Annotated in this window: 13 protein-coding genes; 3 read left to right on the forward strand and 10 right to left on the reverse strand. The window is 50.4% G+C overall.

Features of this window, described 5'->3' with window-relative positions:
- Positions 1-2 precede the first annotated feature (2 nt).
- From murD to IEX02_RS09405, 9 genes are all read right to left on the reverse strand, one after another.
- Complete coding sequence (murD, locus tag IEX02_RS09365) at positions 3-1,304, reverse strand: UDP-N-acetylmuramoyl-L-alanine--D-glutamate ligase (protein WP_188693649.1); 1,302 nt, start codon at positions 1,302-1,304, stop codon at positions 3-5.
- 13 nt (positions 1,305-1,317) lie between these two features.
- A complete protein-coding gene (mraY, locus tag IEX02_RS09370) occupies positions 1,318-2,400 on the reverse strand; it encodes a phospho-N-acetylmuramoyl-pentapeptide-transferase (protein ID WP_188693652.1) in 1,083 nt (360 codons plus the stop codon).
- Complete coding sequence (murF, locus tag IEX02_RS09375) at positions 2,394-3,788, reverse strand: UDP-N-acetylmuramoyl-tripeptide--D-alanyl-D-alanine ligase (RefSeq protein ID WP_188693655.1); 1,395 nt, start codon at positions 3,786-3,788, stop codon at positions 2,394-2,396. Before murF ends, mraY begins: the two co-directional genes overlap by 7 nt.
- Complete coding sequence (gene murE, locus IEX02_RS09380) at positions 3,785-5,281, reverse strand: UDP-N-acetylmuramoyl-L-alanyl-D-glutamate--2,6-diaminopimelate ligase (RefSeq protein ID WP_188693657.1); 1,497 nt, start codon at positions 5,279-5,281, stop codon at positions 3,785-3,787. Before murE ends, murF begins: the two co-directional genes overlap by 4 nt.
- Entirely contained in the window at positions 5,271-7,010 is a 1,740-nt protein-coding gene (locus tag IEX02_RS09385; RefSeq protein WP_188693659.1) for a peptidoglycan D,D-transpeptidase FtsI family protein, read from the reverse strand. The genes murE and IEX02_RS09385 overlap by 11 nt, the downstream gene beginning before the upstream one ends.
- On the reverse strand, positions 7,007-7,327 hold the full coding sequence (gene ftsL / locus IEX02_RS09390) for a cell division protein FtsL (protein ID WP_188693662.1): 321 nt from the start codon (positions 7,325-7,327) through the stop codon (positions 7,007-7,009). Before ftsL ends, IEX02_RS09385 begins: the two co-directional genes overlap by 4 nt.
- Positions 7,324-8,259 (reverse strand): 16S rRNA (cytosine(1402)-N(4))-methyltransferase RsmH, encoded by a 936-nt coding sequence (rsmH, locus tag IEX02_RS09395; RefSeq protein ID WP_188693666.1) that lies wholly within the window; start codon positions 8,257-8,259, stop codon positions 7,324-7,326. The genes ftsL and rsmH overlap by 4 nt, the downstream gene beginning before the upstream one ends.
- Positions 8,259-8,717 carry a division/cell wall cluster transcriptional repressor MraZ gene (mraZ, locus tag IEX02_RS09400; protein ID WP_188693668.1) on the reverse strand — a complete coding sequence of 153 codons (459 nt, stop codon included), beginning with the start codon at positions 8,715-8,717 and terminating at the stop codon, positions 8,259-8,261. The genes rsmH and mraZ overlap by 1 nt, the downstream gene beginning before the upstream one ends.
- Before the next feature lie 266 nt (positions 8,718-8,983).
- The gene (locus IEX02_RS09405; protein WP_188693672.1) at positions 8,984-9,760 is read right to left on the reverse strand and encodes a SapC family protein; all 777 of its coding nucleotides are present in this window, start codon (positions 9,758-9,760) and stop codon (positions 8,984-8,986) included.
- Between the two features lie 371 nt (positions 9,761-10,131).
- Here IEX02_RS09405 and IEX02_RS09410 point away from each other — a divergent pair, with 371 nt between their 5' ends.
- From IEX02_RS09410 to msrQ, 3 genes are all read left to right on the forward strand, one after another.
- On the forward strand, positions 10,132-11,175 hold the full coding sequence (locus tag IEX02_RS09410) for a PLP-dependent cysteine synthase family protein (RefSeq protein WP_188693673.1): 1,044 nt from the start codon (positions 10,132-10,134) through the stop codon (positions 11,173-11,175).
- Positions 11,176-11,284: 109 nt separating this feature from the next.
- Complete coding sequence (gene msrP, locus IEX02_RS09415; protein ID WP_188693676.1) at positions 11,285-12,280, forward strand: protein-methionine-sulfoxide reductase catalytic subunit MsrP; 996 nt, start codon at positions 11,285-11,287, stop codon at positions 12,278-12,280.
- Positions 12,280-12,909: a protein-methionine-sulfoxide reductase heme-binding subunit MsrQ gene (gene msrQ, locus IEX02_RS09420; protein ID WP_188693679.1), complete on the forward strand. Its 630-nt coding sequence runs from the start codon at positions 12,280-12,282 to the stop codon at positions 12,907-12,909. Before msrP ends, msrQ begins: the two co-directional genes overlap by 1 nt.
- A 183-nt stretch (positions 12,910-13,092) precedes the next feature.
- Here the strand turns inward: msrQ and IEX02_RS09425 are convergent, their stop codons facing one another.
- Positions 13,093-13,488 (reverse strand): DUF3718 domain-containing protein, encoded by a 396-nt coding sequence (locus tag IEX02_RS09425; protein ID WP_188693682.1) that lies wholly within the window; start codon positions 13,486-13,488, stop codon positions 13,093-13,095.
- Positions 13,489-13,578: the final 90 nt, after the last annotated feature.

A 13,578-nucleotide genomic window follows, 5' to 3' on the forward strand; every position in this document is an offset into this window, starting at 1 on the left:
ATTCATAACAACGCCTCCACTGCACTTGCAAAGACCTGTCCACGGTGATGATAGTTTTTAAACATATCCAAGCTGGCACAAGCCGGCGACAACAGCACCATATCGCCGCTTTGCGCCCAACCATTAGCCAGACTGACCGCCTCATCAAGGCTACTGACCAGACTAGAGTCGGCCTTGAGCGACGCAATAGCTGCGCCATCTTTGCCCAGGCAAATCAGCTTGTCGACCTTGTCCAGAGCTGGCAGTAATTCGTTAAAGTCGGCCCCCTTACCATCGCCACCGGCGATAAGCACCAACTTACCCTTGACCTGGCTGCGCAAACCATCGATGGCAGCCAGCGTCGCACCAATGTTCGTCCCCTTAGAGTCATCTACCCAGCGGACACCACGGTGCACCCGCACCAGTTCACAGCGGTGAGGCAGATTTTTGAAGGTTCGGCAGGCCTGACGAACCCCCTCAATACTGGCGCCTGCGGCAAGTGCTAATGCTGCCGCCGCCTGAATATTCAGCACATTATGCTGGCCGACCAAACTGCAATCGGCCAGTTCCACCAGTGGCTGTCCCTGATAACGAATCCAACCGCTGTCAGCGTCAAACCCCATATCAGCGTCAAGATTGTCCAGACCAAAGCTCAGCATTCTGCTGCCACCTTGAGGCTGAGTTAGCTCATCTTCGCGGCTGAAAACACATAACCCGGCATCCTGGTATATGCTCAGCTTAACTTGCCGGTAGGCCTCCAAACCGCTGTAGCGATCCAGATGGTCTGCGCTGATATTCAGCACGGTAGCCGCCAGGGGAGTCAGGCTTTGGGTGGTTTCCAACTGAAAGCTGGATAGTTCAAGCACCGCCACCTCATAATCACTGTTTAGCAATTCAAGTACGGGGGTTCCAATATTGCCGCCCATAATGGCTTTTACACCACTGGCGTTAAGCATGTCGGTAACCAAGGAAGTGACCGTGCTTTTGCCGTTAGAGCCTGTAATAGCCAATACCGGCTTTTGATTGAAACGGGCAAAGAGTTCAATGTCGCCAATAACCTCAACCCCCGCATGAATAGCAGCCTGGATAGCGGGCTCGGCTAATGCGACTCCTGGACTGAGCAAAATCATCTGGGCCTGACACAATGTGCTCGCCTCAAATGCTCCCAGCCTGACCTGCACGTGTTCCGGCAAACACAGGTTAAGGGATTCACGACTATCATAAGCGCTGACGCTGGCCCCTTGAGCAAGCAGGAAATGCACGCAGGACTGGCCGGTAAGACCCAGTCCCACTACCGCAACCTGTTTGTTGGCAAGATTCAACACCCGCTACGCTCCATTATCTCAGTTTCAGGGTCGCTAAACCCACCAGCACCAGAATCAGGGAAATGATCCAGAAGCGCACAATAACGCGCGGCTCGGGCCAGCCCTTGAGTTCATAATGATGATGAATGGGAGCCATACGGAAAATCCGCTGGCCGCGCAATTTATAAGAGCCCACCTGAAGGATCACCGACAAGGCTTCCATCACGAACACCCCGCCCATAATCACCAACACCAGTTCCTGGCGAACCAATACCGCCAGTATCCCCAGTGCTCCCCCTAGGGCCAATGACCCCACATCGCCCATAAAGACCATGGCTGGGTAGGTGTTAAACCACAAGAAGCCCAATCCGGCCCCCACAATAGCGGTACAGACAATCACCAGTTCACTGGTCAGGGGAATATGAGGGATGTTCAGATAGGCTGAAAAATTCACGTTGCCGGTGACATAGGCAAAAATCGCAAATGCCCCCGCCACCAGAATAGTAGGCACAATGGCCAGTCCGTCTAAGCCATCGGTCAGATTTACCGCGTTACTGGTACCAACCAGGACGAAGTAAGTCAGCACCAGATACATCAACCCCAATTGCGGCATAACTTCCTTGAAAAAAGGAACCAGCAGCGCCGTTTCCGCTGCCGTCTGGCTACTACTGTACAAATAGAAAGCGACCAGAATCGCCACGGCCGACAGCCAGAAGTATTTCCAACGGGCAATTAAACCTTTTGAGTCCTTGCGGATGACTTTACGATAGTCATCAACAAAACCAATGACACCGTAGCTAGCCACCACAAACAGAGTAACCAGCACATATCTGTTGGTCAGGTCAGCCCACAGCAAAGTACTGCTGATGATGGCCGCTAAAATCAGGACGCCCCCCATAGTTGGCGTACCCGATTTAGACAAATGGGATTGCGGACCATCGGTTCTGACCGTCTGACCAATTTGCATACGCTGTAACCAGCGGATCATCTGCGGGCCAAGGAGCACGGAGATAAGCAACGCCGTCAAGGTGCTGAGGATCGCCCGCATCGTGAGATAAGAGAATACATTAAAACCAGCATCAAACTGCCGTAACCACTCGGCGAGCCAAATCAGCATGCGATACGCTCCCTGGCTCGTTCAAACTTTCCCACGGGGGACTCCTCGATGGCTTTTACCACCCGTTCCATTTTCGCACTGCGCGAGCCTTTGATAAGAATGCTGATATCACGTTGCTCTGTTTGTAGTTCATTTTGCAGATACGCAATCAATGCATCCACATCGCTAAAGTGTCTGCCGGCCTGGCCAAATTGATCGCTGGCTTGCTGGCTGAGCACCCCTAAGCTAAACAGGTTGTCTATACCTTTACTACGAGCAAATTGGCCCATTTCCTCATGATAAAAACGCGCCTTCTCGCCCAGCTCGGCCATATCTCCCAACACCAACACCCGGCGGCCAGAAAAACTGGCCAATAGTTCAATCGCAGCCTGGGTAGAGGCAACATTGGCGTTATAACTGTCGTCGATAAGACGCACTTGATTGGTCAGTTGCTTGATATTCAGACGGCCACGCACTTGCGCCATTTCCTGTAAGCCTAATTTAATGTCTTCCAGGCTGGCCCCGACTTCCATTGCCAATGCAGCAGCGCACAGCGCATTGGATACATTGTGCATTCCTGGCACAGCCAGGGTGAGATCCAAAGTGCCTTGTGGCGTATGCATCAAAAATTGCGCACAGCCGTCCAGCCCTAACGCCACGTCTGACGCGTGGAAGTCACCACGCTGTTCGCCAAATTCCTGAGTTCGAACGTGGTCAAGCTTACCTTTCCAGAATGCCAGGAACTGACTGTCCGCATTCAGCACGGCCAGGCCATTTTCTGGTAGACCTTTAAATATCTCGCTCTTGGCTCTGGCTACACCAAACAGACTGCCAAAGCCTTCGAGGTGCGCCGCCGCCGCATTAACGATAGTGGCCACATCGGGTTTCGTCAGTGAAGTGGTATAGGCAATCTCACCCAAATGATTGGCACCTAACTCGATCACCGCATATTGATGATCGGCTTCCAGACGCAACAGCGTCAGTGGCACCCCGATTTCATTGTTAAAATTACCCTGCGTAGCCAGCACCTTCCCCTTGCGAGACAGGATAGAAGCAACCATTTCTTTGACCGTGGTCTTACCGCTGCTACCTGTAATTGCCACTGTTTTCACAGCAACCAACTGACGCACTCCGGCGGCCAGCTGGCCAAGCGCCAATTTGGTATCGGGTACCAGAATAGTTGGCAGTTTAGTGTCTACCGGCCTGCTGATAACCAATGCCGCCGCACCTTTTTGCTCAGCGGTTTCAACAAAACCATGGCCATCAAAATTAGGACCGGACAGCGCGACAAATAAATCGCCGGGTTGCAGTGTTCGGGTATCGGTACTGACACCCCGGATGTCTGCACTGTCGCCTTGCAGCTCGGACTGCAATTGCTGTGCAATCCACTTTAGTGTTACAGAGATCACGCCCTTGTCCCCTTAATTAAGCTGGATGCGAATGCTCGCTCGTCGTAGTTAATTTTTTTATCACCAATAATTTGATAGTTTTCGTGGCCTTTACCAGCCAAAAGAATCACATCCCCGGCCTGACATTTAGCCATCGCCAGTTTGATTGCTGACTGCCTGTCCAGTTCAATCACCGCAGACTGCGCATTTTGCATACCCGCGCGAACTTCCAGAGCAATCGCTTCAGGATCCTCTGAACGACTGTTGTCGTTAGTGACAATGGCCAGATCGGCATACTGCTCTGCAATACGCCCCATCAATGGGCGTTTACCTTTATCCCTGTCACCACCGCACCCAAACACGCAAAGCAACCGCCCCTGGGTATGCAGACGCAATGCTTTCAATGCCTGTTCCAACGCATCAGGTGTATGGGCATAATCCACCACCAGCGTTGGCAAATCGTCTCGATGAAAAACTTCCAGTCGACCGGGCACAGTGCTGATACCTCTTACCGCCCCAGCCACATCAGCCAGTTCACGACCAAAGCAAAGTTGGGCAGACATGGCCGCCAATAAGTTCAATACATTAAATTCTCCTAACAGAGGAGAATCTATGACAGAGCTTCCCAAAGGGCTGCTTAGATGGATGCGACAACCGCTCGGTAAATATTCCACCTGTTCAGCCAGTAAATAGGGGTATTGCGGATGTTTGGCCTGGCCAATTCCGTAAAACACCAATTCAAAACGTCCCCTGGCCGCCATCAGCCAGTTTTCGCTTTCACTTTCTTCCTGGTTCAATACCAACGCGCGTAGCCCAGGCTGCTCCAGCAGCAAGCGCTTCGCTGCGGCATAGCGGCTCATATCACCGTGGTAATCCAGATGGTCTCGGGTGAGATTGGTAAATACCGCCACATCGGTCTTCAGACTGGCAATACGATGTTGTACCAAAGCATGTGAAGAAGCCTCCAACGCCACCAGCTCAGCGCCCGCTGTCTGCATCTGCCAAAGTAGCCGATGCATACTGATGGCATCCGGTGTGGTGTTATTGCCTTCTGTCACCTTGTTTACCAGCCCTGCGCCCAAGGTGCCAATAGTGCCCGCCTGCAGCCCCAGTGCCTGACTAAACTGTGCAATCAACTGAACAATACTGGTTTTGCCATTGGTACCAGTCACGGCAGCAACCTGTAATCGTTCTGCGGGATGGTGGAAGAAATGCGCCGCTAAGGCCGAAAGCTTCTCGCCCAGGCCATAGAACTGCACGATCAAAGATTGTTCCCGCATCTCCATACAGCCATGCTGAGCCTGGTCACGGGTTTCGGCCAAAATCGCCTTGGCGCCCAAGCTGATGGCCTGGGGGATAAAATCACGGCCATCTAGGGTATGACCAATCACAGCGATAAATAGTTTGTGAATAGCCACTTCGCGGCTATCCAGTACCATATCCTGTAATTCAATGGCCGGGGCATCAATACCAAAAGGCAAAAGCAATTTACGCAGGGTCATATCAGGAGTCATGTTTTCCTCCATTCCCTATTGCCGCCAGTGAGTTGACGGTCTTATCATCGGGTGGCACATTCAACAGTTGCAAAGCACCCGCCATAATGCGTGCAAAAGTGGGCGCTGCGGTGTCACCACCATGATACAAATCCCCACCAGGCTCATTAATCATGACCACCACGGCCAACTGAGGGTCGGATACCGGTGCAATACCGGCAAAGTTGTTCACATACTCTTCGCCATATCCCCCGGCCACGGCTTTACGGCTGGTACCTGTCTTGCCGGCAACGCGGTAACCTGGCACACGAGCCTTAGTTGCCGTACCACCGTCCAAGACCACGGCTTCGAGCATATGCACCATGGCATCGGCATTTTGTTTGGTCAGCACCCGCTCGGCAGGCATGCGTTCATTGGACTTAATAATCGACAAGGGACGCTTCATGCCCCCAGCCCCAATAATGGCGTACATCCTGGCTAGCTGTACTGATGTGATAGCAATGTTGTAACCAAAAGATAATGCCGCCAGTTCATGTTTAGACCAGCGTGATCGGTCGTGAAAAATACCGCCGCTCTCGCCAACCAGATGTGTGCCGGTATCGCCAATTAATCCCATCTGGTAATGGAGCTCGATAAAGTGTTCTTTGGGAACCGACAAGGCCAGCTTAGAAGTCCCCATATTGCTGGATTTGCGGATAATACCGGTAAGATCCATTTCCCCGTAGTTACGAGCGTCCTGCACCAGGCTGCCTCCCAGACGCATCCACCCCGGAGAGGTATCAATAGTATCGGTTAAACTGGCACTGCCGAACTCCAGCGCCGCCAGTACTGCCAGAGGTTTGGCGGTAGAGCCCGGCTCAAAGGTGTCGGTAATAGCGCGATTACGAATACGGTGCGCAGATACGCCGCTACGGTTATTCGGGTTAAATGACGGGCTGTTCACCATCGCCAGAATTTCACCGCTATGAATATCCACCACCACAGCCGAACCAGATGCCGCTTTGTAAGTACCCACTGCCAGTTTAAGCTCTTTGTATGTAAGAGCTTGGATACGCTGGTCAATAGTGAGCTGCAAATCTTTACCGGGTTCACTTTGCGTCTCATCGAGGATCTCAACCTGACGTCCTTTGGCATCACGACGGATCTTACGAGAGCCCGGTGTACCGGTTAACCAGTCATTGTAAAGGCGTTCGATGCCTTCGATACCCTTATCATCCACATCGGTAAAGCCCACTAACTGAGCAGACACTTCACCAACCGGGTAGTAGCGACGCGACTCATTACGCAGATAAATACCGGGCAGATCCAACTGATCAACATAATCCGCCATGGCCGGAGACACCTGGCGCTGAATATAAACAAAACGCTTCGCGGGATCCCTGAGCTTACTGCGGATGTCAGATAAATCCTGCCCTAACACCTCAGCTAATGCCTGCCAGCGACGTTCATCGGCAAAGCCACCGTTGTCGTGAACCAGCTTGGGATCAGCATAAATCGCCCGAACCGGCACGCTGACGGCCAACTCCTCACCATTGCGATCCATGATATTACCGCGATGCGCCTGGGTGTAGCGGGTGCGTTTAGTCCGGTTGTCACCCTTTTGGATCAGCGAGTCAGGCTCAATGACCTGGATATAGGCCGCTCTTGCCACCAACGCCACGAATACACATACCACCACGGCGGCAACCAGCATAAAGCGCCATTCCACCAAGCGGGGCTTCAGGTTTTTCTTGGCGTGTGCGGTGCTCATTTTATTTTCACCACCACTTCATCCTGGGGCTGTGGTCGACGCATATTCAGTTGCTTTCGCACCATAGTTTCCAGGCGGTTATGTTCTGTCAGCGCACTTTGCTCCAGCAACAGATGGCGCCATTCCACATCCAGTTGGTCGCGCTGCTGCATCAATTGCTCATGCACAATCGCCAGTTGGCGATTGTGGTGCGAACTTAAAATAACGGCGGCGGCACTAAGCAGCGCCATTAAATACAACAAAACTCGCCCTGGGTGGCGAGTTAAGTCGGTCCAAACAAGGACAACCAAGCTGAATTGGGTCTGCCCACCTTTCATAACTTTTCCGCCACTCTGAGCACCGAGCTGCGTGCCCTGTTATTGACCGAGAGTTCGGCTTGTGAGGGCATAATTGCCTTGCCGATGAGCTTCATCGCCTTACCTACGTTCAATTCGGCTTCGGTGAGTGGCAATCCGGCCGGCACCTGGCGGCCACGGCTTTGGTCACGCATAAAGCGTTTTACCAAGCGGTCCTCCAAGGAATGAAAGCTAATAACCGCCAGGCGTCCACCAGGCTTCAACGCTTTTAGCGCATACTCCAGGGTATTAGCCACTTCATCCAATTCTCTATTGATGAAAATGCGAATGGCCTGAAAACTGCGGGTTGCCGGATGTTTGTGTTTGTCTTTAAATGGCACCGCCTGATCAATAAGTTCTGCTAACTGACGGGTACGAGTAAGCGGGTTCTCATCGCGTGTGGTAAGGATGGCATGGGCAATACGCCTGGCAAAGCGCTCTTCACCATACTCTTTCAGTACGGTGACGATGTCTTCCAATTCTGCATGAGCCAGCCATTCTGCTGCACTGAGGCCTTTGCTGGTATCCATACGCATGTCCAGCGGGCCATCCCGCATAAAACTAAAGCCGCGCTCGGGATCATCCAATTGGGGGGATGAAACACCCAAATCCATTAAAATACCGTCAAGCTGCCCTGTCAGACCTAACTCGTCCGTTACCCCAAGAAGATGAGAAAAAGCGCAGTGAAAAATCTCAAACCGTGGCTCGTCAGCCAGCGCCTGGGCGGCCTGAATGGCTTGCGGGTCTCTATCCAGTGCCAGCAAACGACCTTTATCATTTAAACAGGCTAAGATGGCGCGCGAGTGTCCGCCCCGGCCAAAGGTCGCGTCGAGATAAATACCATCGGGTTTAACCGCCAGTGCCTCTATGGACTCCTGCAGCAGTACCGACTGATGAACATAATCGCTGGACATTAGAGTGAAAAGTCCTGAAGTCGCTCGGTTAATTCAAAACCGCCCTGTTGCTCAGTTTCAATATCAGCATGAATCTGCTGCTGCCAAATCTCCGCATCCCAGATCTCAAATCGGTTGATCTGACCAACCAGCATCACTTGTTTATCCAAATGAGCGTGTTGGCGAAGAGGGCCTGATAGCAAAAATCTTCCACTGTTATCCATATTGCCTTCCAAAGCATAACCAAGCAGTAAACGTTGCAACCTGCGTTCATGCGGGTTCATACTGGAAAGGCGGCTGAGCTTGAGCTCAATTTCTTCCCATTCGGTAAGAGGGTAAAGCAGCAGACAGGGTTGCTGGCTGTCGATAGTGCAAACCAACTGACCCTGACAATCGTCCAGCAAAGACTGCCGGTAACGAGTTGGAATCGTTACACGTCCTTTAGTATCCAGACTGATTGCATTAGCGCCGCGGAACATCCCCAAGCCTTTTTAAAATTATTTTTCCACTTTCTGCCACTTTTACCCACATTTGACAGTTTAGGTATCCCCAGTACAGGGTGTCAAGGAATAAAAATCGCAGCAATCCAGGCCCAGAAACCAGATATATCAAGGCTTTTGCGGAAGTAATTGATTAAGTGGGGAAAAGTGGCGATTAGGGAGAGGTGGTGAGGAATTCTGTTTTTTTTGTGGAAAAAACCAGTGAAAAAAACAGGATCGGGAAGGGCTCCCGATCCTGATTAATATTAATTCGCTTTTTCAGCCGCCGCTTCTTCAGCTGGAGCCTGTTCTTTAGGCAACATCTGGATTGAAGCAATAGGGTTGTCAGTTTTTTGCGAGAACTGTACCAAACGGTTCAGTTGGCCCATTGAGCTCAGCATGGCATACATAGCGCCCAAGAAACCACTGCGATGCAGTTTCAGTACCTGCTCATCGTCCAACTTCATCAGTTTCTCTTCGCTGATGCTGTTTAAACCAACTAACTGGCGCTGCTCACCATTGGCGTAACGGATACCCAGACGAATCTCATCAACCAAATCCAAATCAACCAACTGCTTAACAAATTCCTGTGTCAGGTTTTCGCTGTTAACCAAATCAGTCAGCAAGCGTTGGCGAGTCTCAAGGTACTCTGACACAGAGCCGTCTTCTTTGAATAAATCGAAACCTTCGGCTTCACCAACCAATTCACTGTCTTTATCGATGAAGATAGACAGTTGCTCACCATTAGGGCGCACATCAAAAGGATAGCGTTGTAGGTTCAGCGGCGCGAAGTGACTTTGCCAGCCCTCATCAGAATAATACAGGTTCACGCCTTCGTTCAGACCGTACAGACCGGCAACATAATAACGCTCAGATGACTCGTCTTTAATCAAAACCAATGGAACCGCACTGGAAGCACGCGCGAATTCGCGAAGAGAGACACCAATAAGGTGTGAAGATTTACCGTGCGCAAGAGTAGGATCCTGCTTAACCTTTAGCCCTTTGTGAGCTTCCTTATCCAGAATAACGTAATTGCGAGCCATATAATCAGTTCTCTTGTTATATAAATGTGTATGACTTAGTGGCGCCAAGTGTCCGCTATTTCAAGTCAAAAGTCATCAGTTTGGCCAAATCACTTGCTTTTAAGAAAAAGCATGCTACTCCAAAGACAATCTAAGATGTTCTTTTCACTGTAGAAAGTTCTCAATGAACGCGGTACATCTGCAGATTCAGAAAACATCAGCGCTCCCGGCTGAGACTTGGAAGCACACTGACAGATGCACAGCCATGGATTCCGGGGACAACAACGTGAGTATTGTCGAATTGCATACAACTTTTTGATATAACTTATGCACAACTTAAACCACTGGCACAACCTAGTCGCAGTGCCCCTCCATCAAAAGGCAAACCACTTATGTGCAGAGAGTGGGCCCACCAGGCCATAGAAAGCATTCAAGCTGACTTTCAGCGTTCTTCAGATACCCATTTAATTAAGCTCGATGTACCAGGCTTTGAACGGATTGATTTTTATCTTAAAGATGAAAGCACTCACCCAACCGGCAGCCTGAAACACAGACTGGCTCGTTCACTCTACCTTTACGCCTTAACCAATGGCTGGATAAATCAAAATACCACCATTATCGAGTCTTCTTCCGGCAGTACAGCAGTCTCGGAGGCCTACTTCGCTCGCTTGCTTGGTTTACCTTTTATTGCCGTCATGCCCAAGAACACTGCACAACGAAAAATCCAGCAAATTGAGTTTTATGGTGGCCAATGCCATTTTGTCGAAAAAAGCGACCAGATTTATGCTGAATCCACACGTCTGGCCAAGGAACTAAATGGCCACTACATGGATCAGTTTACCTATGCAGAGCGCGCCACCGACTGGCGCGGTAACAATAATATCGCCTGTAGCATCTTTGAGCAGATGCAGTATGAACGCCACCCTATCCCTAGCTGGGTTGTCATGAGTGCCGGCACAGGTGGCACCAGTGCAACCATAGGCCGCTACATCAGGTATAAGTGCTTTGATACCCACTTATTGGTGGTCGACCCGGATCACTCGGTATTTTATCCCTACTTTCAAACTGGTGATGCCAGCCTAACGTCCTGCGGCAGCCGCATTGAGGGCATAGGTCGTCCCAGGGTAGAGCCATCCTTCGTGCCCAGTGTCGTGGACGACATGCTACAGGTACCAGATGGTGCCAGTATTGCCACCATGTTGTGGTTGGAAACCTTATTGGGCAGAAAGGTTGGCCCTTCAACAGGGACCAACATGTGGGGCGCACTAGTTAAAGCAGCTGAAATGCGTGAAAAGGGGCAAGAAGGCTCCATAGTGACCTTGCTTTGTGACAGTGGTGAACGTTATCTGGAAACCTATTATTCACCACAGTGGGTAAATCATAATATCGGCGATTGCACTGCGCAGTCCGCCCAATTACAGGAAATGCTGCGCTAGCCTGCTGCTCTCCTGTTGCAAAAGGGTCAATAACAGATGCAACAAATTGACCCTTTTTCCTGTCTTGTTTCGTATCAGTATTTGAATCAACCTCGAGGCGAGACTTGTTATGCTAATTAAACGCCAGCGCTATCCAAGCATAAAAGAGCATCAGGTAACCGACGAAGCGGTTTATCAGCAGCGCCGGCAGATATTAAAACAACTGGGCTTTATGGGTGCGGGTGCTTTACTGGCTCCTCATCAGTCACTGGCGCTTAACTTATTTGGCGATGATAAGCCTAAGTTCAAAACTCACCCACTGAGTTATAGCAAGCAGGAAAACCACGGCGAGACACTGACCCCTTTTAATAAAGTCAGCGGCCACAATAATTTCTACGAATTCGGCACAGACAAAGCCGACCCGAAAGCCAACGCACAGGCGTTCGACATCGATCCCTGGCTACTGCGCGTAGATGGTCAGGTGGAAAAGCCTTTCAGCTTATCTTTAGAGGCGCTCTATAAGGTCGCCCCACTGGAAGAACGCATATATAGGCTGCGCTGTGTTGAAGCCTGGTCTATGGTGATTCCCTGGATCGGCTTCCCTCTAAAGGCGCTACTGGAAAAGGCCCAACCCTTAAATGGTGCTAAGTATGTCGCTTTTGAAACCTTATATGACCCCAAGCAGATGCCCGGTCAAGCAAGTGTATTTCGCGGTGGGGGTATCGACTACCCTTATGTGGAAGGACTGCGGATAGATGAAGCAGTACACCCGCTCACACTGCTAGCTGTGGGCTTGTATGGTAACAGTCTGCCACCGCAAAACGGTGCCCCGATTCGTCTGGTAGTTCCCTGGAAATATGGCTTTAAGAGCATTAAATCCATTGTACGTATTCGCCTTACCGACAAACAGCCGCCCACCACCTGGAACTTGTTGGCCCCCAATGAATACGGCTTTTTCGCTAATGTAAATCCCAAGGTTGATCATCCTCGCTGGAGCCAGGCACGAGAGCGTCGCATCACTACCGGCGGTCTATTCACCAATAATCGAATCGACACTTTGCCTTTCAACGGTTACAACGAGGTAGCTAGCTTATACAGAGGCATGGATCTGAGGCGCTTTTACTAGTGAATCTCAGCAGAGCGTTAAGCCGTAGAAGCATTGAATGGATAAAGTTTTTTATCCATAGCTTAAGTTTAAGTTGGGCGGCGGTGGTATTTTATCAGGCGGCAACAGATCAACTGGGTGGCGATCCCGTTGAAGCCTTGCTGCATTTCACCGGCATCAGCGCCTTTAATTTGCTGTTGCTGTGTTTATCTGTATCACCTTTAGCAAAATGGCTGCGCGCATCGCCCTTAATGCAGCTCCGTCGCTTACTGGGGCTTTATGCCTTCACTTTTGCCTGTTTGCATCTGCTCAGTTTTGTGATGTTTGAGCTGCAATTGGAATGGCAACTGCTGATGACAGAAATCATAAAGCGCCCCTATATCACGGTCGGATTCTCAGCCTGGGTGATCTTATTGCTGCTTGCAGCCACATCAACTAAAGCTATGCAACGCCGACTCGGCAAGCAATGGCAAAAGCTACATAACTGGGTGTATTTGGCCGGCCCTCTGATCGCTTTACATTATATATGGTCCGTCAAATCAGATATCTTCCAGCCTGTTGTTTATATAGGTTTGCTTGCCATACTGCTGTTTTGCCGAAAAGATAAGTTCATCAAGACCACTTATTGCGTAAATGAAAAGCGAGGCTAAGAAAAAACCCCGCCTTGGCGGGGTTTTGCATAAGTTGGGCAATAACACTCTCTCAAATTAAGAGGCGTCAAGACCTTCGAGAGAGTGCCGCCCAATTCGGTGACAGCGGAATAAACTGCAGTCGTAATTCATTTCAATTTGCCGAAGCGAACGAAGGTCAGTAATGCAGACACCAATAGTGATTTAGTTAATTCTGGCCAACAATTCCTGTCCGATAGGACCGGCTATATGCCCGTTCGCTTCTGCCCATTGCTGCAACATCTGGCCATCAGACTCAGCCTGAGTCAAATCACCCCGGCTCATCTTCTTAATCATAAAGGTTCCCACTTCGGCGGCACCGTTTTCCATCGCGTAACGAATCAAGCTGCTTCCGCCGCAGCTGATACCGCTGTAGTAATCACCCAGGCGAAGGTTGTAGTCGTCCTGAACTTTTTTGATTTTTTTACGCAACTCAGACTTATCATCGTTTTTGACAATAGTGCAGATGTTTTGCAAATCTTCGTTGATATCCGCTTGGCTAATCGGAGAGAAAGCGATAGCAGATAAAGTCGCACATAGTGCAATGACTGACTTTTTCATAAGCAATGCCTCTTACATTAAAAGATGAACTTCAGGTCTTGACGGCAAAAAGCTTATAAAAGGATGGCGAATAGTAATAGAACAGGGACC

Origin of the sequence: Bowmanella pacifica (assembly GCF_014645355.1) — a bacterium.
Taxonomy (GTDB): Bacteria; Pseudomonadota; Gammaproteobacteria; order Enterobacterales; family Alteromonadaceae; genus Bowmanella; species Bowmanella pacifica.

Bases quoted from the DNA above. Each gene is read 5' to 3' on its own strand.
- ftsL (WP_188693662.1), bottom strand. From the start codon at position 7,327: ATGAAAGGTGGGCAGACCCAATTCAGCTTGGTTGTCCTTGTTTGGACC.
- IEX02_RS09425 (WP_188693682.1), bottom strand. From the start codon at position 13,488: ATGAAAAAGTCAGTCATTGCACTATGTGCGACTTTATCTGCTATCGCT.
- msrP (WP_188693676.1), top strand. From the start codon at position 11,285: ATGCTAATTAAACGCCAGCGCTATCCAAGCATAAAAGAGCATCAGGTA.
- rsmH (WP_188693666.1), bottom strand. From the start codon at position 8,259: ATGTCCAGCGATTATGTTCATCAGTCGGTACTGCTGCAGGAGTCCATA.
- mraY (WP_188693652.1), bottom strand. From the start codon at position 2,400: ATGCTGATTTGGCTCGCCGAGTGGTTACGGCAGTTTGATGCTGGTTTT.
- murE (WP_188693657.1), bottom strand. From the start codon at position 5,281: ATGACTCCTGATATGACCCTGCGTAAATTGCTTTTGCCTTTTGGTATT.
- IEX02_RS09405 (WP_188693672.1), bottom strand. From the start codon at position 9,760: ATGGCTCGCAATTACGTTATTCTGGATAAGGAAGCTCACAAAGGGCTA.
- IEX02_RS09385 (WP_188693659.1), bottom strand. From the start codon at position 7,010: ATGAGCACCGCACACGCCAAGAAAAACCTGAAGCCCCGCTTGGTGGAA.
- mraZ (WP_188693668.1), bottom strand. From the start codon at position 8,717: ATGTTCCGCGGCGCTAATGCAATCAGTCTGGATACTAAAGGACGTGTA.
- IEX02_RS09410 (WP_188693673.1), top strand. From the start codon at position 10,132: ATGTGCAGAGAGTGGGCCCACCAGGCCATAGAAAGCATTCAAGCTGAC.